Raw genomic sequence first — 23,359 nt, 5'->3', positions numbered from 1 at the left:
GCGGGAAAGCGCCAGTGCAGCATCCGCCATCCCTCGGCAACTTCCCTGCAACACAAGCCTCCTGAGACTCTTCCCAGCACTTGGGCGACACCCACTGACCCCGAGGCACGGAAGAGAGGCGACGATGACCAGAGGAACTGCCGCGAGACGTGGCGCGACCCTGTTGTCCGCAGGGTTGGCGTTCGCGCTGCTGCCCGCCGGGGGCGCGTACGCCGGTCCCGCGAAGACTCCCGCCACGCCCCCCATGAAGGCCGCCTCCGCCGCGCACACGGTCACCCTGGTGACCGGTGACAAGGTGACCGTCACCGACCTCGGGGGTGGCAGGAGGACCGTCACCGTCGACCGGGCGAGGGGCGCCACGGGTGCCGTGCGCACCCGGGTGTCGAACGGCGATGTCAGCGTCGTGCCCGACGAGGCCCGGCGGTATCTCGCCGACGGGAGCCTCGACGCACGACTGTTCGACGTCAGCGAGCTGATACGCCAGGGGCTCGCGGACGGGAAGGCCGACGCGACGCCCCTCATCGTCACCTACGACGGCAAGAGCGCCCGCAGCGCCGCCGCCGTGCCCGAGGGCGCCGAGCGGACGCGAACCCTGCCCAGCATCGGCGGCGCCGCCGTCGACGCCGACAAGGGGCGGGCTTTCTGGAACGACCTCACCACCAAGAGCGGCTACACCGGCGGTCTCGGCAAGGTGTGGCTCGACGGCCGCGTCACCACCGACATGGCGGAGTCGAACGCGCAGATCGGCACCTCGAAGGCGTGGGAGGCCGGGTTCACCGGCAAGGGCGTGAAGGTCGCCGTCCTGGACACCGGGTACGACGCCTCCCACCCCGACCTCGCCTCGCGCGTCACGGAGTCGAAGTCGTTCATCGAGGGGCAGGAGGTCGCCGACGCCAACGGGCACGGTACGCACGTCACGTCGACGGTCGGCGGGTCCGGTGCCGCCTCCGACGGCAAGGAGAAGGGCGTCGCCCCTGATGCGACCCTGGCCGTCGGCAAGGTCCTCAGCAACGAGGGTTCCGGGTCGGAGTCGCAGATCATCGCCGGTATGGAGTGGGCCGCCAAGGACGTCAAGGCGAAGGTCGTCTCCATGAGCCTCGGCTCGGACGAGGGCAGCGACGGCACCGATCCGATGGCCGTCGCGGTGAACACCCTGTCGAAGGAGACCGGCGCCCTCTTCGTCATCGCCGCGGGCAACTACGGCGCCCCCGGCACCATCGGCTCGCCCGGGGCCGCCGACTCCGCGCTCACCGTCGGCGCCGTCGACTCCGCCGACCAGGCCGCCTACTTCTCCAGCCAGGGCCCGCGCCTCGGCGACGACGCCCTCAAGCCCGACGTCTCCGCGCCCGGCGTCGACATCCTCGCCGCCCGCTCCTCGCTGGTGGAGGGTTCCGGCAGCTACACCACCATGAGCGGTACGTCGATGGCGACGCCGCACGTCGCGGGCGTCGCCGCCCTCCTCGCGCAGGAGCACCCCGACTGGACCGGCGCCCAGCTCAAGGACGCACTGATGTCCAGCAGTGCACAACTCGACGCTTCCGCCTACGCGTTGGGGGCAGGGCGGGTGAGCGTGCCGGACGCCGTCGGTGCCGACATCACCGCCACCGGCAGCGCCGACCTCGGCTCCTACAAGTGGCCCTACGACAGCAACGCGCCGGTCACCAAGACGCTCACCTACTCCAACTCCTCTGACACGGCTGTCGAGTTGGATCTCGCGGTGCGGGGTGCCGCCGACGGTGTCGCCACGCTCGGCGACTCGCGGTTGACCGTGCCCGCCCACGGAACCGCCTCCACCACCGTCACCGGCGACGGCTCGAAGGCGGCCATCGGTACCAACAGCGGGCAGATCGTGGCCAGTTCCGGGGGCAAGCCGGTCGCGCACACCGTGTTCGGGCTCGTGAAAGAAGAGGAGCGGTACACGCTCACCGTCCATGTGAAGGACCGCGACGGCGCCCCGGCCGACGCCGGACTCGCCGTGCAGCAGCTCGTCGCGAACACGGACCCGGCGAGCTACTCCACCGGCGACGACGGCACCGTGGAACTGAGGCTGAAGCCGGGCACGTACTACGTCGACACGTTCCTCGACGTCCACGGCAGCCACGGCAAGGACTCCCTCGGCCTCGGCTATCTCTCCGACCCCGAGGTCACGCTCGACCGGGACCGGGAGATCACCCTCGACGGACGGAAACTGAAGGAGATCACCGCCGACGTCGGGCGGACCGCCGAGACCCGGCAGCTGATCATGGAGGCCGACCGGAAGGCGAACGGCGCCGAGATCACCAATATCGTGCAGGTCCCCCTCGCCTACGACAGCGTCTTCGCCGCCCCCACCCGCAAGGTCACCGAGGGCAGCTACGCGTACCGCACCGTCTGGCGGCTCGGAAAGCCGCTGCTCCAGGTCGACGGGGTGCGCGACGCGGTCGTGCAGTCCGGCGGCACACTCGCCGAGGGCCGCAGCAGGCTCGTCGTCGACGCCGGTGCGGGCGCACCCGCCGACTACGCGGGCAAGAACGTGCGCGGCAAGGCCGTCCTCGTCCGTGCCGACGGTACGACGGCGCCGGGCGCGCTCGCCCAGGCCGCGCAGGACGCGGGCGCCGAGGCGCTGTTCGTCACCGACGACACGGCCGGCCGGCTGAGCGCCTACTTCGGCACCGACGACTACACCGACCGCCCGCTGACGATCGCGACCGTCGACGCGCGCGACGCCGCGGTCCTCGCCGCCGCCGCGAAGTCGGGCCGCAAGCTCGACGTGACCGGCACCCGGTACACGCCGTGGGTGTACGACCTCGCCGACGAGCACACCGGAGCGGTCCCCGGCGGCTCACTGGCGTACCGTCCCGGCAGCCGTGAACTCGCCGTCCGCGACGTCCGGTTCCACGCGGCGAAGGCCCAGGACGGCGGGGAGTTCCGCTACTCGCTCAGTGACGCCTTCACCCTCGGCCTCGGCTTCCTGGAGAAGGTCGCGTACCCGGCCGAGCGCACCGACTACGTCTCCACGGGCGCGCGCCAGAAGTGGACGGAGTCCGTGTTCGCGGGCCCCACGCTCGCCTGGGAGGAGCGCAGCGGCCTGACCGCGTACAAGGGCGGCTCGCACGAGAAACTCGACTGGTTCGGGCCGGTCTGGCACCCGTGGCTGGGCACCGGCCTCGGCTGGGGGCAGGAGCGCTCCGGCAACACCTTGCAGTTCAACACGCCGGGCTGGGGCGACTCGGGCCCCGACCACACCGGCTTCGGCGACGCGTACAGCACCGACTCCGGCATGACGCAGGAGACGGCCGTGTACGTCGACGGCAAGGAGGCCGACCGCAAGGTGAGTTCGGGGGTGTACGTCTGGGACGCCGATCCGGCCGAGCACACGTACAAGGTCACGACGGACACCGCGCTCGACGCGGCGCTGTGGGGCGTGGCCACCGAGGGGCACACCGAGTGGACCGTGAAGTCGGCCGAGACACCGGCGGACTCCTGGTCGCCGCTGGCGATGATCAACCTCGGCTTCGACCTCGACACCGACCTCAAGGGCACCGTTGCCGCGGGCGCGCGGCTCCCGGTCGGGATCCACGCCGAGTACGTGGCGGGCGCGAAGGCCACCGGCACCATCGGCGGCGGCACGCTGGAGGTGTCGTACGACGACGGCGCCACCTGGAAGACCGTGTCCCTGAAGGGCGGAAAGGCTTCCTGGAAGGGTGAGTTGAGCGTGCCGCGCGGCGCGAAGTCCGTGTCCCTGCGGGCGGCGGCCCATGACGACAAGGGCGGCAGCGTCCGTCAGGAGATCGTCCGGGCGGTGGCCGTGCGGTAGTCGGAGGGTCGGTCCGGACAACGCGACGGCGCCGCCTCCCCGTGGGACCGGGGGAGACGGCGCCGTGTGCGTGCATCCGACGGTGTGTCACACCGTGGCGTCGCGCCTGGTGTTACACGAGCCAGCCGACGAAGTGGACGATGCCGGCGAGGATGTCGGTGAGCAGGTTCATGGTGGGACGTTCTCCTCGGTATTGCGTGTTGCATGTGTGTGGGACGTGCACTGCATCGCGATGCGTTCGCTACGGTCTGCAGCCCGTTGCTTGCGCCCTGTAAGCATCGTTGGTGCTGCGTGCCCTATGCAAACTCTGGAGCGACGACCACCTGTTCGAGGGAACAACTGCGCCCTTGTTCGTTTATGAAGGTGGCTCCGCGATCCCGCGCACCACGCCGAGTGCCACCAAGTCCTGGGGTCTGAGACGTAGTTGGTCCGCGGTGTGTTCTGCCTGGTCGGGGGATCTTTTGAGGATGGCCGCCGCCATCTCGGGCGCGATGACGGAGAAGTACGCGTCCGGCGCGACCCAGGTGTTCCCGGGCGCCGACAGGGCGAGCGCGCCGCCCGAGCCGCCCTCGCCGATCGCCAGCGTCGTGACCGGCACCGGGGACTCGGCGACCGCGAGGAACACCTCGGCGATCGCCGGACCCGCGCCCGCGCGCTCCGCCGCCGCGTCGTTCGCCGCCCCCGGGGTGTCGACGAGGGTGAGCACCGGAATGCCGAGCCGGCCCGCGAGCCGGATCAGCCGGGCCGCCGTCCGATAGCCCGCCGGGGTCGTCGCCGTGCCGCACTGGGCCGCGTACGCGACGGTGACGGCCGCGTCCCCTTCCCCGCGCGCGCCGAACCCGCAGAGCATCCCCGGGTCCCGGCCGCCCGCGCGGTCGCCGCTCAGCTCCTCGCGGCCGTCGAAGTAGGCGTCCAGATAGGCGCGGGCGCGCGGGCGCCCCGGGTCGCGGGCGCGCAGCACCGCCGACCAGCCGGTGGGCGGCGGCTCCACCCGGCCCCGGGCGGCCGGGACCGGGGCGGCGTCGGGGGCGGGCCGGGTCAGTAGCCGCAGCCACCGGCCCAGGGCGCCGCGCAGCTCGCCGGGCTCCACGATCGCGTCGATGGACCCGGCGTCGAACTGGCCCTCGGCGGTGTACGCGGCCGGGTCGGCGTCCGCCGGGCGGACCCGGGAGCCCGCGAAGCCGATCTGGGCGCCGGGGCAGGCGAGGGTGACGTCGGCGCCCGCGCCCAGGGTCGCCCAGCCGCCGCCCGTCGTCGGGTCGCAGGCCACCGTGAGCTGCGGCAGCCCTGCGGCCCGGGTCAGCGCCATCTGGCCCGCCACGCGCTGGAGCTGGGTCAGCGCGATCATGCCCTCCTGCATCCGGCTGCCGCCCGTCGCGACCAGCGCCACCACCGGCAGCCGGTGCCGCCGGGCGTGCTCATGCGCGGCCTCGACGCGGTCGCCCGCGCGGCGGCCCAGGGAGCCGCCCAGAAAGGTGAAGTCGAAGGCGAGGAGGACGACTTCGGTGCCGTCGACCGTGGCGGTCGCGGCGGTGACGGACTCCGTCCCGCCGCGCTCGGCAGCCCGGGACAGCACCTTGTCGTAGTCCGGCCAGTCGAGCGGGTTCGGATCGACGGGCGGCGGCGGGTGGGGGAGTTCCCGGAAGGAGCCGGGGTCGGTCACGCCCCGGGTCGTGTCGTGACCGCTGTTCGTGTCACGCATCGCCGAGGGCCCGCTTGAGGATCTTGCCCATGTCGTTGCGCGGCAGGGCCTCCAGGTAGTGGACCGTGCGGGGACGCTTGTGCGGGGACAGGCGGGCGGCCACATGGTCCGCGAGCTCCGCCTCCGCCGGCGGCCGCGCGGCGTCCGCGGGGACGATCCACGCCACCACGCGCTCGCCGAGATCCGGGTCGGGGGCGCCGGTGACCGCCGCCTCGCGCACGCCCGGGTGCTCCAGGAGCGCGTTCTCGATCTCGCCCGCGCCGATCTTGTACCCGCCGCTCTTGATCAGGTCGGTGGCCTTGCGGCCGATGATGCGGACATAGCCGTCGGCGTCGCGGACCGCCACGTCCCCCGTACGGAACCAGCCGCCCGGCGCGAACGCCGCCTCGGTGGCGTCGGGGCGGTTGAGGTAGTGCAGGAACAGGTTCGGCCCGCGGACCTGGATCTCGCCGACCCCCTCCGGGTCGTCGGACGGCACCTCCGTCACCCCGTCGTCCTCCGTGAGCCGCAGCTCCACGCCCGGCAGCGGCACGCCGACCGTGCCGGGGCGCGGCTCGCCGTCCGCGCGCACGCTGGTGTTCATCAGCGTCTCGGTCATCCCGTACCGCTCGATGACCCGCTGCCCGGTGGCCGACGTGATCCGCTCGTGGTCGTGGACCGGCAGCGCCGCCGAGCCCGAGACGAGCAGCCGCGCCGAGGCGAGGGCCTTGGCGAGCGCCGGGTCGTCGGGCAGGGACTCCGCGATGCGGTGGTACATGGTGGGTACGCCGAACAGCATCGTCGCGCCCGAGGACAGCTCGCGGGTCACGCCCTCCGTGCTGAACCGGCCCAGGTGACGCACCGCGCCGCCGCGCCGCAGCGGGCCGATGACGCCGAGGATCAGACCGTGCACGTGGAACAGCGGCAGGCCGTGCACCAGGGTGTCCGCCTCCGTCCACTGCCAGGCGTCCTGGAGCGCGTCGAGGGTGGAGCTGACCGCGCGGCGCGGCAGCACGGCACCCTTGGGCGGGCCCGTCGTGCCCGAGGTGTAGACGACGAACGCCGGGGTCTCGGGGGCGGCCGGCTCCGGCGGCAGGGACGGCACGACGGCCGGGACCGCGGCGTCCGCGTCCACGTCGATGCGCGGCAACCCGGCCAGCGCGGGCGGCAGTTCGGCGTCCGCCGCCGCCAGGACCGCCTCCGGGGCGCTGTCCTTCAGGATGTGCCCCAGCTCGCTGTCGCCCGACTTCGGGTTCAGCGGTACGGCGGCCACCCCGGCCAGCAGCGCCGCGACCACGCCGACCGCGGTCTCCAGCGTCGGCGTCGCCCACACCGCGACCCGGGACGACCCGCTGATCCGGGACGCGAGCGGGCCCGCCACCGCAGCCAGCTGCCCATGGGTCATGGCGCGGTCGCCGAAGCGCAGGGCGGGGCGGGCGGGGGTGTCGAGCAGTGCGGGCAGCAGACGTGGCACGGGGGCGCTCCTCGGTCGTACCTCAGCGATGAGAAAATTGGCTGATTGGCTCAGCCAATCCGAGCCTGCCGTGTGGCAGGCGCCCGCGTCAAGGACGTACGCTGCGGCGCAAGCGCACGCCAGTGGCGCACGCCAGTGAAGGGCGGAGAAGGACCGGATGACCGACGCGACCGACGCACTGCGGCCGATGGGGGCGCGCCCGCGCCTGTACGAGCAGGTGCTCGGCCGACTGCGCGCGTACGTCGCCGAGGGCGGCCTGCGCGCGGGCGACCGGCTGCCCACCGAACGGGACCTCGCGGCGCGGCTCGGGGTGAGCCGGGCCTCCGTGAAGCAGGCCATCGTCGTCCTCGAAGTGCAGGGACTCGTCGAGGTGCGGCACGGCGGCGGTACGTATCTCGTGCGCGACGGACTCGACGTCGCCGAGCCCGTCGAGCGGCTCGTCGAGCGCAAGAAGCGGCTGCCGGACGTTCTTGAGGCGCGCGAGGCACTGGAGACGAAGCTCGCCGAGCTGGCCGCCGAGCGCCGCACCGACGCCGATCTCGCCGCGCTGCGCTCCGCGCTGGATCTCATGGCCGAGGACATCGGGGCCGGCGGGCTCGGTGTCGAGGGGGACCGGCTCTTCCACGCGGCGGTGACCGCGGCCGCGCACAGTGCGCTGCTCGCCGCGTTCATGGCCGAGATCGACGGGCCCATCGCCGAGTCGCGCAACGAGTCGTTGCGGCAGCCTCGGCGGCCCGGGCGGTCGCTGGCGCAGCATCGGGCGATTCTGGATGCCATCGAGGGTGGGAGCGGGCGGGGTGCTGCCGCGGCGATGCGGAGGCATGTGCGGGCTGTTGCCAAGGTGCGGTTGCTTGATTGGGAGCCTTAGCGCCATTGGGGTTGCGACGCGTTGGCTGCTTGCGGTGCGTCGTGGCTGGTCGCGCAGTTCCCCGCGCCCCTTACGGGGCGCCGTAACTCGGGCTGCGATTGACGGGTTAGGTCGCCGTGGGAATTTGGCTGCTCAATAATTTCAGTACGTTCGCTCTTGCCGTGCTGCTCGGGGGCGGGGCTGTTGTTCTCGCGCTCGTGGGGTGTGTCGTGGTGCGGCGGAGGTTTCCGCGGCTGTCGGCGGGGGCGTACAACGACATGATCGGGGTCGTGCTCGGCATGTATGCCGCGATCTACGGCATCATCCTCGCCTTCGTCGTCGTCGCCGAGTGGGAGGGGCTCAACGAGGCGGGTACCAATGTCGCCGCCGAGGCCAGCCAGACCGCCGAAGTGCTGCGCGACGCCTCCGCGTTCCCGCCGGAGCAGCAGCGCAAGGTGTCCGACGCGATGGGCGCGTACGTGCACGCCGTCGTCGACAAGCAGTGGCCGCTGATGCGCGAGGGGCGTCCCGACCCCGGGCTCACCAATCCTGAAGTCGTGCGACTCTACACCGTGTTCCAGGACTACGAGCCCAAGAGCAATGCGCAGCAGGCGTATTACGAGCAGGCCGTCGCCACGCTCGGCCAGGTCGCCGAGGCCCGCAGGACCCGGCTCGCCGACTCCGAGCAGTCCCTCCCGATGCTCCTCGACCTCCTCGTCTACGGCGGCGCCCTCGTCATGCTGCCGCTGACCTTCCTCTACGGCATGGAGAGCACCCGCGCCCAGTTGATGTTCGTGGCGTCGGTCGCCGCGCTGATCGGGGTGAGCCTGCTGCTCTGTCTGACCCTCGACCATCCCTTCGCGGGGGACATGGCGGTCTCGCCGCAGCCGTTCAAGGAGGGTGTGCTCGCGCAGTTCTGGCCGTAACATCGCGCCTGTATCTGTATCTGTATCTGTATCTCTATCTGTATCGATCAGAGACTCTGCCCGGTGACGGAGTTGGCGTGGGGCGCGCGTTCCCACTCCACGCCCGCACTGGAAGGCTCCAGTCGCGATCACGGGCCGGCCCCTCCGGACGCCGACGGCCCCGCTGTGACGCGGCCCGCCGGGCGGCGAAAGGGACGCGCCGTGTCCTCGACACCGGCCAACTACCGCATTCTGCTGCGCACTCCGGGCGCGGCCGCCTTCTTCCTCGCCGGGTGTATCGGGCGGATCGGGCTCGCCATGACCGGGCTCGGCATCGTCTGGCTGGTGCACGCCCGCACCGGCTCCTACGCGACCGCGGGCCTGGTCACCGGCTGCTTCGCCGTCACCGACGCGCTGGCCGGGCCGCAGATCGGGCGGCTCGTCGACCGGTTCGGGGAACGGCGCGTCGTGCCGTACGCACTCGCCGCGCACGCGGCGGCCGTTGCCCTGCTGTTCGCGGGCGGCCCGGTGCCCGTCGCCGCCGGCGCGGGGGCCCTCGCGGGGGCGACCCTGCCGCAGATCAGCGCCCTGTCCGCGGCCCGCTGGGCGGCCCTGCTGCGCCGCACCGGACAGGACGCCGCGCTGCCCGGCGCCTTCGCCCTGGAATCCCTCGCGAACGGTCTGTCGTTCCTCATCGGCCCCGCCCTCGTCAGCACCGTCGGCGCCGCCGGGCATCCCGGCCTGGGCAGCGGGCTCGCCGCCGCGCTCGTGATCGGCGGCGGCCTCGCCTTCACCCTCCAGCGCCGCACCGCGCCGCCGGTCGCGGACCCCGGCGAGCGGCGGCACGCGGGGCGGGCGCTGCGCGGGCCGGCTTTCGTGGGCCTCGTCGCGAGCACCCTCGCGCTGGGCGTGTACTTCGGTGCGATGCAGGTCTCCGTCTCCGCGTACGCGGTCGAGCGCGGCACCCCCGATCTGGCGCCGCTGCTGTACGCGGTCTCCAACTGCACCAGCCTGGTGGGGGGTTGGGCCTACGGGGCGCGGCGGTGGCGGGCGGCGCCGGTGCGGCAGCGGGGGGTCGCCGCGGCGGGGCTGCTGCTGGCCTGCCTGCCGTTGACCGTGCTGGACGCGCCGGTGCCGCTGGCCTGCGCGCTTGCCCTGACCGGGCTTGCGGTGCCGCCGTTGCTGGCCGTCACGTCCGTCCTGACCGAGGCGGTGGTGCCTCGGGCCGTCCTCACTCAGGCCTTCACCTGGCTGGGGTCGGCGAGTGCCGCGGGGGCGGCGGGGGCGGCTGCCCTTGCCGGGCGGGCCGTGGATGTCGGGGGTGCCCATGGGGGGTTCATGGTTGCTGCCGGGGCTGCTGCCGGGGTGGTGGTGCTTGCCGTGGCTGGTCGCGCAGTTCCCCGCGCCCCTGATGGGTTGTCGGTCGGCTGACGGCCAGTGGGGCTTCTCGCGCAGTTCCCCGCGCCCCTGAGATGCGCACTTCGTGCGCCATCTCATCAGAGGCGCGCCCCCTGCCCAAGGTGGAGTCGCGCCCCCGCCCCTCAGCGCAGCCTCAAGGGGAGGCGGCGCGAAGCGCCTGCCTCAGGGGCGCGGGGAACGGCGCGAGAAGAGGCCACCGGGCCGCGGGCGAACGTCGACCTGATCAGGGGCGCGGGGAACGGCGCGAGAAGAGGCCACCGGGCCGCAGGCAGACGTCGACCTGATCAGGGGCGCGGGGAACTGCGCGAACGGTTCCGGGCAGCCATGGTCGGCCCGAGTTACAGATGCGTCCAGCGCTGCAAAAGCCCGTACGTGAACTCGGCCCGGACCTCGCGGAGCGTCCCGGTCGCGTCCGGTGCCGTGAAGGCCAGGCCCCAGCGGGTCGGCGCCGAGCCTTCGAGGGGACGGGCCGGGGCGAAGGCGCGGGCCGCCTCGTCGACCGTGCACGACCACGGGGTCAGATCGGCGAGCGTGCGCAGCTCCGGGCCGGGGACGCCGGGAGCGCGGATCAGCCAGTCGTTCCAGACCGCCCCCTGCGGCGAGAGCAGCACCTCGAAGCGCAGGTCGGCCCAGAGCGGCACCGGCCACAGCAGCGCCTCGCACTCCATGTCGCCGATCCTGCGGATCAGAGTGCGCTCGGGGGCGCCCAGGACCGAGCGGTAGCGGGAGACCGCCGCCCGCGCCCGGGGCGAGCGGACCATGGCCTGCCAGCGCCGGTTCGCCTCGCGCATGTCGGCGACCGAGACGCCGAGGTCGGCGCGGGCGGTCTCGACCAGCTCCGGGTTGTGGTCGGCCATCCTGCGCAGCAGCACCAACTGGAAGTGCAGCGGGGTGAAGGGCTCGGCGGGACCTGCGGACGGTGTGGGACGCGGCATGCCCTCCATGGTCGCGCAGCGCCGACCCATTGCCCGGTCAACGGCACTGTGCTTAGCCTGTGTTCGCCATACCGACCGTCTGTTGAAATATCGAACATAGGGAGGGGATCGGTCGTGGGACGCCTCGTACCAGCCGTGACCCGGGCTCTGGACATCCTGGAGCTCTTCCTCGACGGGGACGGCACGCTGTCCGCCCCCGACATCGTCCGCAAGCTACAGCTGCCGCGCACCACGGTCCACGAGCTGGTCACCACGCTCGCCGCCCGTTCGTACATCGTGCAGGTACCCGGCCAGCCGGGCCGCTACCGCCTCGGGGTGCGCCCCTATCAGCTCGGCAGCCGGTACGCGGAGCAGCTCGACCTCGCCGCCGAGGGCCAGCAGGTCGCCCGCTCGGTCGCCGAGACGTGCGACGAGACGGTACACGTGGCGATCCTCGAAGGCACCGATGTCATCTACATCGCCAAGGTCGACTCCACGCACGCGGTGCGGATGGTCTCGGCCGCGGGCCGCAGGCTGCCCGCCCACTGCACCTCGGTCGGCAAGATGCTCCTCGCGTCCCTGCCCGAGCCGGAACTGACCGCCCGCGTCCCCGACGACACCCCGCTCACGGCCATGACGGAGAACTCGATCACCGACCCGGCCGCCCTGCGCGAGGTCCTGCACACGATCCGCGAGCGCGGGGTCGCCGTCGAGAGCCGCGAGTCCAACCCGGACGTGAGCTGCGTCGCCGCGCCGGTGCGCGACCGCACCAACCGGGTCGTCGCCGCGCTCTCCATCTCCGTACCGATGATCCGCTGGACGGACACCCGCGAGCAGGAGCTGGCACAGCTCGCCGCGAAGGGCGCGGCGGACCTGTCCGAGCGCCTCGGCCACCGGGCCGCGCCGTGAGGGCCGAAGTGGCGGTGCGGGAGAGCGCCGAGCTGGGGGAGGGCCCCACCTGGGACCCGGCCGCCGAGCGCCTGATCTGGGTCGACATCCTCGGCTCGCGCGTCCACACCTACGAGCCCGGCAGCGGCCGCCGCACGGTCCTGGCCACCGAGCAGCACGTGGGCGCCGCCAAGCCGCGCGCGGACGGCGGACTGGTCGTCAACCTCCGTGACGGCGTGGGCGGTTACTCCGCCGAGGGCGCCTTCTCCTGGCTGCACCGCGAACCGGTGCCCGGGCGCCGCGGGAACGACGCGGCGGTCGCCCCCGACGGCGCCCTGTGGGCGGGCACGATGGCGTACGACGAGACGCCCGGCGGCGGCAATCTGATCCGCCTCGCCCCCGACGGCACGGCGACCGAGATCCTCGACGACGTCACCGTCTCCAACGGCACCGGCTGGAGCCCCGACGGCACGCTCATGTACTACGTCGACACGGCGACGGGCCGGATCGACGTCTTCGACGTGGACGGCGAACACGTCGCGAACAGGCGGGAGTTGGCGTCCGTGGAGAAGGGCGCCGGGGTCCCCGACGGGCTCACCGTGGACGCCGACGGCTGCGTCTGGGTGGCCTTGTGGGACGGGGGCGCCCTGCGCCGTTACACCCCCTCCGGCGCCCTGGACCGGGTGTTCCCGCTCCCGGTGACCCGCCCGACGTCCTGCGCCTTCGGTGGCCCCGACCTGCGAGACCTGTACATCTCGACGGCCCGAGTGGGCCTAGACCACCCGACCCCCTTGGCCGGATCGCTCCTGGTCCTCCCGGAAGTCGGCCAGGGCCTCCCAACCCCCGCCTTCGGCTAGCCCCGCCAGGGGCGCGGGTCTGTATCGATTTGCGGCTCCGCCGCGTGGGCGCGCTCAGCCACGACGAAAGCCGCGGACGCATCTGCTCCTGCACCAGGCAGACGCGTCTGCGGCTTTCGCAGTGCGCCGGGCCGCGCCAATTACTGCGCGACCCATTGACGTCGAAGCGCTTCGAATCTACGGTCCCGTTCGAAGTTACGGGCATCATTCGACATTTCGAACAGTAAGGGCAGGGCATGGGACGACCTGGCCTGAGTCGCAGGCAACTTCTCGCCACGGCAGGCGGGTTGACCGTCGCCGGCAGCGCCGCCTTCGCGGCGCTCGGCACCGGGGCCGACGCGCTCGCCTCCGGCGCCGACACCCGCGTGCGCTACTGGAACCTCTTCAGCGGCGGCGACGGCTCCAACATGATCGCGATGCTGGACGCCTTCCGGAAGGAACACCCGGACATCGCGGTGAAGGACTCCACGCTCCAGTGGGGCAACCCCTTCTACACCAAGCTCGCCATGGCCGCCGCGGGCAACCGGGCCCCCGAACTCGGCGTCATGCACCTGGGCCGCGTCGCGGGCTTCTCGCCGGGCCGGCTCCTCGACCCGTGGGACGAGAACCTGCTCGCCAAGTACGGCGTGCGCAAGGCGGACTACAACCCGGCGCTGTGGAGCCGCGGCGTGATCGACGGCAAGCTCTACGCCCTGCCGCTCGACATCCACGTACAGCTCTGCTTCTACCGCAGGGACGTCCTGGAGAAGGCGGACCTGCTCGGCGACGACGGCCGGATGATCGACGTCACCTCCACCGCCGACTGGTTCGACGTGCTGAAGAAGGCGAAGAAGGTCCAGAAGAAGGGCCTCCAGACCATCGGCCTGTGGACCAACGACCAGAACTTCCAGTGGTGGTTCTTCGTCGCCTTCTACACCCAGCTCGGCGGCCAGTGGTTCAACGGCGAGAACACCGAGGTGCTCTTCGACGCCGACAAGGCCACCGAGGTCCTGGAGTTCTTCCGCAAGCACGTCACCGACGGGTACGTGATCCCGGGCGCCCCGACCGGCGAACAGTTCATCAACGGCGCCCCGTTCACCTGGGAGGGCAACTGGTCGGTGCCCGTGTTCTCCGGCGCCGAGCTCGACTACGGCGCGACCCCGCTGCCGCCCGTCTTCGGGAATCGGGCGACGCACGCGGAGTCCCACTCGTTCGTCCTGCCGCACCAGAGCGGCCGTGGCGGCGCCACCAATGAGGCCGCGCACGAACTGGCCGCCTACGTCGTCACCCACGCCCTGCAATGGGCGGCCGGCGGCCACATCCCCGCGTACACGCCGACGCTGTCCACGGCCGCGTACAAGAAGCTCACCCCGAACAACGAGTACGTGTCCGCCATGGACCACCAGGCCACCGAGCCGAAGGTCTGGTTCGCGGGCTCCACCGGTGTGCTCGCGCAGGACCTCGGCCCGATGGTCGTCTCCTCGACGATGGGCTCAGCCAAGCCCGCCGCGGTCGCCCAGCGCATGAAGAAGGAGCTGGGCAAGCTCCTCGCCTCGAAGAATCCGATGGACGGCACGACTGCCGCGCAGGGAGGTGCGGTCGCATGACGACGACCGGGCTCGGGACGACCGTTCTGCCGCCGTCACGGGCGAGAAGCGCCACGGCGACGGCCACCGTCCGCCGCAAGCAGGGCTTCCAGCACGGGGGCTGGTTCATCGCCCCGTTCCTGCTCCTGTTCGTCCTGTTCGTGATCTGGCCGCTGCTGCGCGGCGTCTGGCTCAGCTTCACCGACGCCAACATCTCCGGCGACGGCGCGAGCTTCGTCGGCCTCGACAACTACCGCGAGGCGCTGCACGACTCGGCGATGTGGGACGCGCTCGGCCACAGCGCGTACTTCACGCTCCTCGTCGTGCCCTGCATCACCGTCCTCGCCTTCCTCCTCGCGATGCTCGCCCACCACATCGAGCGCGGGAAATGGCTGTGGCGGCTCTGCTTCTTCGTCCCGTTCCTGCTCCCGTCGACGGTCGCGGCCAACATGTGGCAGTGGCTGTTCACCCAGGGCATCGGCCTGTTCAACGAGACCTTCGGACTCACCACGCCCTGGCTCACCGACAAGTCGTACGCGATGCTCGCCCTCGTCATCGAGACGCTGTGGTGGACCGTCGGCTTCTCCTTCCTGCTCTTCCTCGCCGCGTTGCAGGGCATCCCCGCCCATCTCTACGAGGCCGCGAAGCTCGACGGGGCCAACGCCTGGCACCGGATCGTCCACATCACGCTGCCGATGCTGCGTCACATCACCGGGCTCGTCATCGCGCTCCAGGTCCTGGCCTCGCTCCAGCTCTTCGACCAGGCGGTCGTGATGATGGACTTCGGCCCCGGACCGGAGCTCAGCACCCGCTCCTTCGTGCAGTACACCCTCGAACAGGGCTTCACCAGCTACCGCGTGGGCTACGCCTCCGCGATGTCCATCATCTTCTTCGTGATCATCGCGGCCGTCGCCCTCGGCCGGATGGTGCTGCTGCGCAACCGTGAGGAGGGCGCCCGATGAGCACTGCTCAGATACGGGTGGTCAAGTCCCGCAAGCCCTGGACGCCCAGCCAGATCGTGCTGACCCTCCTCGGCGTCGCCGTCTCCGCCGTCTTCGTGGCACCGATCGCCGCGGCCCTGTTCACCTCGCTGAAGTCCGAGGCGGAGGCCGCCGAGATCCCGCCGCACTGGCTGCCGAAGGTCTGGACGCTCCAGGCGTGGAAGTCGCTGTGGAACAGCGGCAACATCAGCGACTGGTTCCTGAACTCCCTCGTCGTGTCCGTCCTGGTGACGGCCGTCGTGCTCACCGTCGCCGCGCTCGCCGGATACGGCTTCGCCCGGACCGAGTTCCGGGGCAAGTCGGTCCTCATGGGTGTGGTGATGGCCGGGCTCATGGTCTCCCCGGCGGTCCTCGGCGTGCCGCTGTTCACCACGGTCCAGCAGATGGGGATGGTCGACACGTACTGGGGCATGATCCTGCCCCAGTGCGCGCCCGCGGCGATGGTCTACATCCTCTACAAGTTCTTCCAGGGCATCCCGCGCGAACTGGAGGAGGCCGCCTTCATCGACGGCGCCGGCCGCTGGCGGGTCTTCTTCACGATCGTCCTGCCGCTGTCCCGCCCCTCCCTCGCGGCGGTCGGCATCTTCACCTTCATCAGCTCGTGGAACAACTTCCTGTGGCCGTACATGGTCACCAACAACCCCGACCTGATGACCATGCCGAACGGCATCGCGACCGTCATGAACTCCTACGGCATCCAGTGGGCCCAGCTCATGGCCGGCGGCCTGATGGCGGGCCTGCCCCTGATCGTCGTCTTCGTCTTCTTCCAGCGGCAGATCGTGACGGGCGTCGCCCACACGGGACTCGCGGGCCAGTGAAGGCACGCGCCGCAGACCCCACCCCCGATGAAAGGAACGCATTGAGCACCGCACGCTTCACCCTCGACCCCGCCTTCACGATCGGCACGGTCGACCCGCGCCTGTTCGGGTCGTTCGTGGAACACCTCGGCCGCTGCGTCTACACCGGCATCTTCGAGCCGGACCACCCGAGCGCGGACGAGGCAGGACTGCGTACCGATGTCCTGGATCTCGTACGGGAGTTGGGCGTCACCGCCATCCGCTACCCCGGCGGCAACTTCGTCTCCGGCTACAAGTGGGAGGACTCGGTCGGTCCCGTCGAGGACCGCCCGCGCCGCCTCGACCTCGCCTGGCGCACCACCGAGTCGAACCGCTTCGGCCTGTCCGAGTACATCGCGTTCCTGCGCAAGATCGGCCCGCAGGCCGAGCCGATGATGGCGGTGAACCTGGGCACGCGCGGCGTCGCCGAGGCCATCGAACTCCAGGAGTACGCCAACCACCCCTCGGGCACCGCGCTTTCGGACCTGCGCGCCGAGCACGGCGACAAGGATCCCTTCGGCATCCGCCTGTGGTGCCTGGGCAACGAGATGGACGGCCCCTGGCAGACCGGCCACAAGACGGCCGAGGAGTACGGCCGGATCGCCGCCGAGACGGCCCGCGCCATGCGCCAGATCGACAAGGACGTGGAACTCGTCGCCTGCGGCAGCTCCGGCCAGGGCATGGACACGTTCGCCGCGTGGGAGTCGACGGTCCTCCAGGAGACGTACGACCTCGTCGACTACGTGTCGCTGCACGCCTACTACGAGGAGCACGACGGCGACCGCGACTCGTTCCTCGCCTCCGCGGTGGACATGGAGTCGTTCATCGAGAACGTCGTCGCGACCTGCGACCACGTCGGCGCCCGCCTCAAGTCGAAGAAGAAGATCAACCTCTCCTTCGACGAGTGGAACGTCTGGTACATGACGCGCACCGAGGCTCAGGTCTCCGCGCTCGACTGGCCGGAGGCCCCGCGCCTGCTGGAGGACGTCTACTCAGTCACCGACGCGGTCGTCTTCGGCTCGCTGCTCATCGCGCTGCTGCGGCACGCCGACCGCGTCACGGTCGCCTGCCTCGCCCAGCTGGTCAACGTCATCGCCCCGATCATGACCGAGCCGGGCGGCCCGGCCTGGCGCCAGACGACGTTCTTCCCGTTCGCGCAGGCCGCGAAGTACGGGCGCGGCGAGGTTCTCGACGTGCGCGTCGACTCACCGACGTACGACACCGAGCGCCACGGCACCGCCGACCTGCTGCACGCCACGGCGGTCCGCGCCGAGGACGGCACGGTCACCGTCTTCGCGGTCAACCGCAGCCAGACCGCGTCGCTGCCGCTCGAAGTCACCCTCAACGGACTGGGGTTGACGTCCGTCACCGAGCACTCGGTGCTGGCCGACGCCGACCCGGACGCCCGCAACACCCTCACCGACCCCGAGCGGGTGGCACCGCACGCGGCGACCGGGACCGTCCTGGCCGACGGGGTGCTGAAGGCTGGGCTCGAACCGCTGTCCTGGAACGTGATCCGGCTGCGGTGACTCCGTGGCGACAAACCATGAGATTCCTGTGACCACGGTCAACTACCGGCTATCTATGGCCCGTTGAAGGGGACGGATTCGGTAAAGCGGAGCCCTGGAGTCCCCGCTGCCCCTTGTTGAAGTGTGCGCAACAAAGCAAGCATCGTCGCGGCCGCCGGGGACACAGGACCGGCGGCCGCACAGCACCCGCACCGCCCCTGTCCACCCTTCTCAGGAGGCAGTACGTTGCGCGACACACACCCCCACAGATGGCACTTCGGCCGGATGGGCGCCGGGATCCTCGGCGCCGCGGCCCTCGTGTTCGCCGGATTCGGCACGGCGGCCCAGGCCGACGCCGCCGCTTCACTCACCCCGCACGTCACCTGGAAGCGGGCCTGTTCGCAGCCCGCAAAGGCCGGCGAGATGGCCTGCGGCGCGAAGCGGGTGACGAGCGGCACCACGGCGTACGCCGTCCAGCGCGCCAAGGCCGGGCACGCCGCCCCCGACGCGGCCGACGCGTCCACCCCGTCCGGCTACGGGCCGACCGATCTCCAGGCCGCCTACGGCCTGACCTCGGCGGCGGCGTCGAAGGGCGCCGGTGAGACCATCGCCATCGTCGACGCCTACGACGACCCGAACGCCGAGGCGGACCTCGCCAAGTACCGCTCCTTCTACGGGCTTCCGGCCTGCACCTCGGCGAGCGGCTGCTTCAAGAAGGTCAGCCAGACCGGCTCCACCACCTCGCTGCCCACCGCCGACAGCGGCTGGGCGGAGGAGATATCCCTCGACCTCGACATGGCGAGCGCGGTCTGCCCCAAGTGCAACATCCTGCTCGTCGAGGCCAAGTCCGCGACGATGGCCAACCTCGGCACCGCCGTGAACCGGGCCGTCACCCTCGGCGCCAAGTACGTGTCCAACAGCTACGGCGGCTCCGAGTCCTCCTCGGACACCTCCTACGACTCCTCGTACTTCAACCACCCCGGCGTCGCCATCACCGTCAGCGCGGGCGACGAGGGCTACGGCGCCGAGTACCCGGCGGCCTCCCGCTACGTCACCGCGGTCGGCGGCACGGCCCTCACCAAGGCCACCTCCACCACCCGCGGCTGGACCGAGTCGGTGTGGAAGACCAGCAGCACCGAGGGCACAGGATCGGGCTGCTCGGCCTACGACACCAAGCCGGCCTGGCAGACCGACACCGGCTGCGCCAAGCGGACCATCTCGGACGTCGCGGCGGTCGCCGACCCGGCGACCGGCGTCTCCGTCTACGACTCGTACGGCATCACCGCCGGCTGGTACACCTTCGGCGGCACCAGCGCCTCCTCGCCGATCATCGCGGCGGTCTACGCGCTCGGCGGCACCCCGTCGGCGAGCTCGTACCCGGCGAAGTTCCCGTACGCCGTGGCCGGGACCTCCGCGCTGAACGACGTCACGACCGGCAACAACGGCAGCTGCTCCAGCAGCTACCTGTGCACCGCGAAGACCGGCTACGACGGTCCGACCGGCTGGGGCACCCCGCAGGGTGTGTCCGGCTTCACCGGCTGACAGCCGCTCAACGGGGGGTGCGGGTCGTGGCGCGAGGGCGCCGCGGCCCGCACCGCTGTGCCACCCGCCGTTCCACCGACTGAGACCGGACCGCTATTCATACCTTTTCCCTAGGGAAGGTGTGCATAGTGGCCGCCATGGATTTCTCCTGGACGATCGTCGTCGCCGGCGCCCTGGTCGGGCTCGCCGTGGGACTCACCGGCATGGGCGGTGGCGCCCTGATGACCCCGATCATGGTCATGTTCTTCGGGGTCAACCCCACCGCCGCCATCGGCAGCGACCTGGCCACGTCCCTGTTCATGAAGCCGTTCGGCGCCGCCGTCCACCACAGAGCGGGCACGATCCGCTGGGACATCGTCCGCTGGCTGCTGCCCACCGCCCTGCCCGCCGCCTTCGGCGGAGCCCTGCTGCTCCAGGCGCTCGGCGACGGCGACACCCTCCAGACCCGGGTCAAGTACGTCATCGGCGGCGCCCTGCTGCTCGCCGTCACCGGCATGCTCGCCCGGATGTGGCTCGACCGGCGCCGCGGCCTCGCGGCGGCCGACGCCGAGGAGGCGGACGTCCGGGTCAGGCCCGTCGCCACCCTGCTGATCGGGCTCGTCGGCGGCGTCGTGGTCGGGATGACCTCGGTCGGCTCCGGCTCCCTGATCATCGTGATGCTGATGCTCGCCCACCCCCGGCTCCGGGCGAACCACCTGGTCGGCACCGACCTCGTGCAGGCCGTCCCGCTGGTCGGCGCCGCCGCCCTCGGCCACCTCCTCGTCGGCGACGTCTCCCTCGGCCTCGCCGGCACGCTCCTGATCGGCGCGATCCCCGGGGTCGTGACGGGCGCCGTGCTCTCCACCCGGGTCTCCGGGCCCGCCCTGCGCTGGGCCCTGATCGTGCTGCTCACCGGCTCGGGACTCGCCATGTGGGGCGTGTCCGGCACCCCGCTGGTGCTGGTCTGCGTGGCGCTCGCGGCCGTCGGCACCGCCGTGACCCTGCGCACCCGCCGCACCGCCCCCGCCCGCCCCGACGACGAGCGGACGGAGGAACGCGAGACGTCCCCGACAATGACGGCATGAGGATTTCAGCCCGAGCCGACTACGCCGTGCGCGCGAGCCTGGAACTGGCCGTCCGCGGCGGCGACGAACCGGTCAAGGCGGAGGCCGTCGCCGCCGCCCAGGACATCCCGCACAAGTTCCTGGAGGGCATCCTCAGCGATCTGCGGCGCGGCGGCATCGTCATCAGCCGCCGCGGCGGCAACGGCGGCTACCTGCTGGCCCGCGCCGCCGACACGATCACCGTCGCCGACATCGTGCGCGCCGTCGAGGGACCCATCGTCTCGGTGCGCGGCGAGCGGCCCAGCGCCCTCGCCTACAGCGGCGCCGCCGAACCGCTGCTCCCGCTGTGGGTGGCGCTGCGCGCCAACGTCCGCAAGATCCTCGAAGGCGTCACCCTCGACGACCTCGCCCACGACCGGCTCCCGGATCCGGTGCGGCAGCTGGCCGAGGACCCGGCGGCCTGGCACAACCCCTGACCCGCCCGGCCGGACTCACCCGGCGGACCCGGTGACGATCCGGTCCACCGCCGCCGTGCCCGAGCTGTACGCGGTCCCTCCGCCCAGCTCGGGCACGACGGCTCCTCTCCCCGCGCCGAGGACGCCCTCCAGACCCGACACCAGGCGCATGACGTCGGTCTGCGGGCGCACCACGAGACGCAGGAAGCCACTGGACGATCCGATCTTGTTGCCGCACTCGCGGACCAGCACGCCGTGCCGTTCCAGGAGGCGGTCGCGGACCACCGCCCCGTCGACGCCGTCCGGCAGCCGCACGTACAGGAAGTTCCCCTGCGACGGATAGACGGTCAGTCCGGGCAGCCGCGACAGGTGCCAGCGCATGTCCTGGCGGTCGCGGCACACCTGGCGGATGCTGTCGGCGTACTCCTGGCGGTGGTCGCGCAGCATGAACACCACGGTCTCCGCGAAGGAGTTGAGGTTCCACTTCGGCAGGGCCGCCCGCACCCGTCCGGTCAGCCCGGGGTTCGCGACCAGGTAGCCGAAGCGGATGCCGTGCAGCCCGAAGTTCTTGCCGAGGCTGCGCAGCACGATGACGTTCGGCCGCAGCACCGCCTCGTGGACGACGCTCGGGGAGCCGCCGTCGACCGCGCCGTCGGCGAAGTCCAGGAACGACTCGTCGACGACCACCAGGTCCAGATGACGCAGCTCGTCGAGGAGGGCGAGCAGCGCACGGCGCGGGAGCAGCCCGCCGTCGGGATTGTTGGGGTTGCAGATCACCGCGACCCGCGAGCCCCGCGCGTGGATGAACTCGGCGTACGCGGCCGGGTCCAGGGCGAAGCCGTCGCGCTCCGGCAGCGGGAACATGTCGACCCGCTTGCCCGTCTCCATCGGCTGGTCGGTCCACCGGCCGAACGTCGGCACGGGCACGGCCAGCGACTCCCGTACGAGCAAGTGGTCGATCCACGTGATGAGTTCGGTGGAGCCGTTGCCCATCGCGACGGTCTGCGGGTTCAGACCGAGGACCTGGCACAGCTCGGCCGTGATCGTCGCCGCGTCGCTCGGGTAGTACGTGAGGATCTCGTGCAGCCGTCCGCGCAGCGCGTCCAGCATCGCGGGCGTAGGAAAGTACGGGTTGCAGGGGATGCAGAAGTCGGTGACGGCCCCGCCGGTCCCCGCCGCCGCCCCGGCCCGCGTGAGCTGGCCGTAGGAAGGGGAATGGGCCGTGCTGCCCTGGAACAGCGAAACGACGCTCGCGCTCATCAACTGCCTCCGCCCGTATCCGTGTTGTGTGGAGATACGGATACGGGCGGGGCCGTGTTCAACGGCAGGTGCTCACGTGGCGCTGAACGAGTGCACGGTCGTCGTCCGGTACGTCTCGCCGGGCCGCAGGACGGTCGACGGGAACGACGGCTGGTTCGGCGAGTCCGGGAAGTGCTGGGTCTCCAGGCACAGACCGTCGCCCTGCCGGTAGGTGTGCCCGGACGGTCCGACGAGGGTGCCGTCGAGGAAGTTGCCCGAGTAGAACTGAAGGCCCGGCTGGTCGGTGGCGATCTTCAGGGTGCGACCGTAGCCCGGGTCGCGCAGCGTCACGATGTGCCGCGGCCCGGACGTGACGCCCTTGTCGAGCACGAAGTTGTGGTCGAAGCCCTTGGCGGTGATCAGCTGGGCGTGACCGGCGCGGATGTCCTTGCCGATGGACTTGGCGCGCCGGAAGTCGAAGGGGGTGCCCGACACGCCGGCCAGTTCGCCGGTCGGGATGAGCCCGGTGTCGGTGGGCGTGTAGCGGGAGGCGGCGATCGTCAGCTCGTGGCCCTCGATCGAGCCGCTGCCCTCGCCCGCGAGGTTGTAGTACGTGTGGTTCGTCAGGTTCACGACCGTGGCCCGGTCGGTCGTCGCCCGGTAGTCGATCCGCCAGTCCCCGGCCGCCGTCAGCGTGAAGGTGACCCGGGTCCGCAGCGTGCCGGGGTAGCCCATCTCGCCGTCGGCCGAGGTGTAGTACAGGTGCAGGCCGACGTCCGGCCCCGACGTGAAGCCCTCCACGTCGAACACCCGGGTGTTGAAGCCCTTGGCGCCACCGTGCAGCGAGTTCTCGCCGTCGTTCACCGACAGCTGGTACGCCGTGCCGTCGAGAGTGAACCGCCCCTTGGCGATGCGGTTTCCGTAGCGGCCGATGGTCGCCCCGAAGAACGTGGTGCCCGCGACGTAGGCCGCGATGTCGTCGTAGCCGAGGGAGACGTTCGTGTACCGGCCGCGCCGGTCCGGGATCTCCAGCGACTGCACGATTCCGCCGTAGGAGAGGACCTTGAGGCGGGTCCCGCCGTTCTCCAGGCTCCAGCGGTAGATCTTCGTGCCGTCGGCGAGCTTGCCGAACAGCTCCTTCGTGGGCTTCTTGCGGTCGTGGGCGACCGCGGTCCCCGCGGCCGACATGGCGAGGCCCGCGGCAGCGGCCCCGGCCAGAACTGCACGTCTACTCGTACTCATGAAGCGGCTCTCCATTCGACGAAAGTGCAATCAAGGGCCCCCGCGCCCCCCCCAGGGGGCGGGGGAACGCGCGACCCGCCCCAACAGAGCGTCCGCCAAAAAGCGAAAAGTCGTTTGTGCCCCCAACAAAGAAGAACTATCTACCCC

Annotated in this window: 17 protein-coding genes and 1 pseudogene; 13 read left to right on the top strand and 5 right to left on the bottom strand. The window is 71.5% G+C overall.

The genetic code is table 11. The annotated features are described in order from the left end of the window. Nucleotides 1-124 precede the first annotated feature (124 nt). A complete protein-coding gene (locus ACFVDP_RS26005; RefSeq protein WP_383494164.1) occupies nucleotides 125-3,796 on the top strand; it encodes a S8 family serine peptidase in 3,672 nt (1,223 codons plus the stop codon). 355 nt (nucleotides 3,797-4,151) lie between these two features. Here ACFVDP_RS26005 and ACFVDP_RS26000 read toward each other — a convergent pair whose 3' ends face one another. Further along, complete coding sequence (locus ACFVDP_RS26000; protein ID WP_383494161.1) at nucleotides 4,152-5,498, bottom strand: carboxyl transferase domain-containing protein; 1,347 nt, start codon at nucleotides 5,496-5,498, stop codon at nucleotides 4,152-4,154. Beyond that, entirely contained in the window at nucleotides 5,491-6,951 is a 1,461-nt protein-coding gene (locus tag ACFVDP_RS25995; protein ID WP_383494158.1) for an acyl-CoA synthetase, read from the bottom strand. Before ACFVDP_RS25995 ends, ACFVDP_RS26000 begins: the two co-directional genes overlap by 8 nt. Before the next feature lie 157 nt (nucleotides 6,952-7,108). Between ACFVDP_RS25995 and ACFVDP_RS25990 the strand changes: the two genes are divergently transcribed. The 3 genes from ACFVDP_RS25990 (at nucleotide 7,109) to ACFVDP_RS25980 (ending at nucleotide 10,134) form a co-directional block, all read left to right on the top strand. Beyond that, the gene (locus tag ACFVDP_RS25990) at nucleotides 7,109-7,819 is read left to right on the top strand and encodes a FadR/GntR family transcriptional regulator (RefSeq protein WP_383494155.1); all 711 of its coding nucleotides are present in this window, start codon (nucleotides 7,109-7,111) and stop codon (nucleotides 7,817-7,819) included. Nucleotides 7,820-7,935: 116 nt separating this feature from the next. Beyond that, on the top strand, nucleotides 7,936-8,724 hold the full coding sequence (locus ACFVDP_RS25985; protein WP_383494152.1) for a DUF4239 domain-containing protein: 789 nt from the start codon (nucleotides 7,936-7,938) through the stop codon (nucleotides 8,722-8,724). Nucleotides 8,725-8,925: 201 nt separating this feature from the next. After that, complete coding sequence (locus ACFVDP_RS25980) at nucleotides 8,926-10,134, top strand: MFS transporter (RefSeq protein ID WP_383494149.1); 1,209 nt, start codon at nucleotides 8,926-8,928, stop codon at nucleotides 10,132-10,134. A gap of 326 nt (nucleotides 10,135-10,460) precedes the next feature. Here ACFVDP_RS25980 and ACFVDP_RS25975 read toward each other — a convergent pair whose 3' ends face one another. Further along, nucleotides 10,461-11,057: a hypothetical protein gene (locus ACFVDP_RS25975; RefSeq protein WP_383494146.1), complete on the bottom strand. Its 597-nt coding sequence runs from the start codon at nucleotides 11,055-11,057 to the stop codon at nucleotides 10,461-10,463. Between the two features lie 114 nt (nucleotides 11,058-11,171). Here ACFVDP_RS25975 and ACFVDP_RS25970 point away from each other — a divergent pair, with 114 nt between their 5' ends. The 9 genes from ACFVDP_RS25970 (at nucleotide 11,172) to ACFVDP_RS25930 (ending at nucleotide 20,752) form a co-directional block, all read left to right on the top strand. Then, nucleotides 11,172-11,945: an IclR family transcriptional regulator gene (locus tag ACFVDP_RS25970; protein ID WP_383494143.1), complete on the top strand. Its 774-nt coding sequence runs from the start codon at nucleotides 11,172-11,174 to the stop codon at nucleotides 11,943-11,945. After that, complete coding sequence (locus tag ACFVDP_RS25965) at nucleotides 11,942-12,781, top strand: SMP-30/gluconolactonase/LRE family protein (protein ID WP_383494140.1); 840 nt, start codon at nucleotides 11,942-11,944, stop codon at nucleotides 12,779-12,781. The genes ACFVDP_RS25970 and ACFVDP_RS25965 overlap by 4 nt, the downstream gene beginning before the upstream one ends. Before the next feature lie 236 nt (nucleotides 12,782-13,017). Then, nucleotides 13,018-14,367, top strand: a complete 1,350-nt coding sequence (locus tag ACFVDP_RS25960) for an extracellular solute-binding protein (RefSeq protein WP_383494137.1) — start codon at nucleotides 13,018-13,020, stop codon at nucleotides 14,365-14,367. Then, entirely contained in the window at nucleotides 14,364-15,308 is a 945-nt protein-coding gene (locus ACFVDP_RS25955) for a carbohydrate ABC transporter permease (RefSeq protein ID WP_383494134.1), read from the top strand. Before ACFVDP_RS25960 ends, ACFVDP_RS25955 begins: the two co-directional genes overlap by 4 nt. Next, the gene (locus ACFVDP_RS25950; RefSeq protein ID WP_383494131.1) at nucleotides 15,305-16,165 is read left to right on the top strand and encodes a carbohydrate ABC transporter permease; all 861 of its coding nucleotides are present in this window, start codon (nucleotides 15,305-15,307) and stop codon (nucleotides 16,163-16,165) included. Before ACFVDP_RS25955 ends, ACFVDP_RS25950 begins: the two co-directional genes overlap by 4 nt. 41 nt (nucleotides 16,166-16,206) lie before the next feature. Continuing rightward, nucleotides 16,207-17,712: an alpha-N-arabinofuranosidase gene (locus ACFVDP_RS25945; protein WP_383494128.1), complete on the top strand. Its 1,506-nt coding sequence runs from the start codon at nucleotides 16,207-16,209 to the stop codon at nucleotides 17,710-17,712. A gap of 225 nt (nucleotides 17,713-17,937) precedes the next feature. Further along, nucleotides 17,938-19,233 carry a peptidase S8 gene (locus ACFVDP_RS25940; RefSeq protein WP_383494125.1) on the top strand — a complete coding sequence of 432 codons (1,296 nt, stop codon included), beginning with the start codon at nucleotides 17,938-17,940 and terminating at the stop codon, nucleotides 19,231-19,233. 137 nt (nucleotides 19,234-19,370) lie between these two features. Then, the gene (locus tag ACFVDP_RS25935; RefSeq protein ID WP_383494562.1) at nucleotides 19,371-20,297 is read left to right on the top strand and encodes a sulfite exporter TauE/SafE family protein; all 927 of its coding nucleotides are present in this window, start codon (nucleotides 19,371-19,373) and stop codon (nucleotides 20,295-20,297) included. Then, the gene (locus ACFVDP_RS25930; RefSeq protein WP_383494122.1) at nucleotides 20,294-20,752 is read left to right on the top strand and encodes an RrF2 family transcriptional regulator; all 459 of its coding nucleotides are present in this window, start codon (nucleotides 20,294-20,296) and stop codon (nucleotides 20,750-20,752) included. The genes ACFVDP_RS25935 and ACFVDP_RS25930 overlap by 4 nt, the downstream gene beginning before the upstream one ends. A gap of 18 nt (nucleotides 20,753-20,770) precedes the next feature. Here ACFVDP_RS25930 and ACFVDP_RS25925 read toward each other — a convergent pair. Together ACFVDP_RS25925 and ACFVDP_RS25920 are read right to left on the bottom strand one after the other, a co-directional pair. Then, nucleotides 20,771-21,991, bottom strand: a pseudogene (locus ACFVDP_RS25925) (pyridoxal phosphate-dependent aminotransferase); the annotation flags it as partial. A 72-nt stretch (nucleotides 21,992-22,063) separates the two neighbouring features. Continuing rightward, nucleotides 22,064-23,212, bottom strand: coding sequence for an aldose epimerase family protein (locus ACFVDP_RS25920; RefSeq protein WP_383494119.1), 1,149 nt, complete (start codon nucleotides 23,210-23,212; stop codon nucleotides 22,064-22,066). Nucleotides 23,213-23,359: the final 147 nt, after the last annotated feature.

This window comes from Streptomyces sp. NPDC057694 (genome assembly GCF_042799415.1).
Taxonomy (GTDB): domain Bacteria; phylum Actinomycetota; class Actinomycetes; order Streptomycetales; family Streptomycetaceae; genus Streptomyces.
The sequence above is the reverse complement of the archived record's forward strand: the minus strand, read 5'-3'. Positions and strand labels throughout refer to the sequence as shown.

What these genes read in the sequence shown, in the direction of transcription:
- ACFVDP_RS26005 (WP_383494164.1), top strand. Translation starts at nt 125, where the DNA reads ATGACCAGAGGAACTGCCGCGAGACGTGGCGCGACCCTGTTGTCCGCA.
- ACFVDP_RS26000 (WP_383494161.1), bottom strand. Translation starts at nt 5,498, where the DNA reads ATGCGTGACACGAACAGCGGTCACGACACGACCCGGGGCGTGACCGAC.
- ACFVDP_RS25990 (WP_383494155.1), top strand. Translation starts at nt 7,109, where the DNA reads ATGACCGACGCGACCGACGCACTGCGGCCGATGGGGGCGCGCCCGCGC.
- ACFVDP_RS25975 (WP_383494146.1), bottom strand. Translation starts at nt 11,057, where the DNA reads ATGCCGCGTCCCACACCGTCCGCAGGTCCCGCCGAGCCCTTCACCCCG.
- ACFVDP_RS25960 (WP_383494137.1), top strand. Translation starts at nt 13,018, where the DNA reads ATGGGACGACCTGGCCTGAGTCGCAGGCAACTTCTCGCCACGGCAGGC.
- ACFVDP_RS25955 (WP_383494134.1), top strand. Translation starts at nt 14,364, where the DNA reads ATGACGACGACCGGGCTCGGGACGACCGTTCTGCCGCCGTCACGGGCG.
- ACFVDP_RS25950 (WP_383494131.1), top strand. Translation starts at nt 15,305, where the DNA reads ATGAGCACTGCTCAGATACGGGTGGTCAAGTCCCGCAAGCCCTGGACG.
- ACFVDP_RS25935 (WP_383494562.1), top strand. Translation starts at nt 19,371, where the DNA reads ATGGATTTCTCCTGGACGATCGTCGTCGCCGGCGCCCTGGTCGGGCTC.
- ACFVDP_RS25930 (WP_383494122.1), top strand. Translation starts at nt 20,294, where the DNA reads ATGAGGATTTCAGCCCGAGCCGACTACGCCGTGCGCGCGAGCCTGGAA.
- ACFVDP_RS25920 (WP_383494119.1), bottom strand. Translation starts at nt 23,212, where the DNA reads ATGAGTACGAGTAGACGTGCAGTTCTGGCCGGGGCCGCTGCCGCGGGC.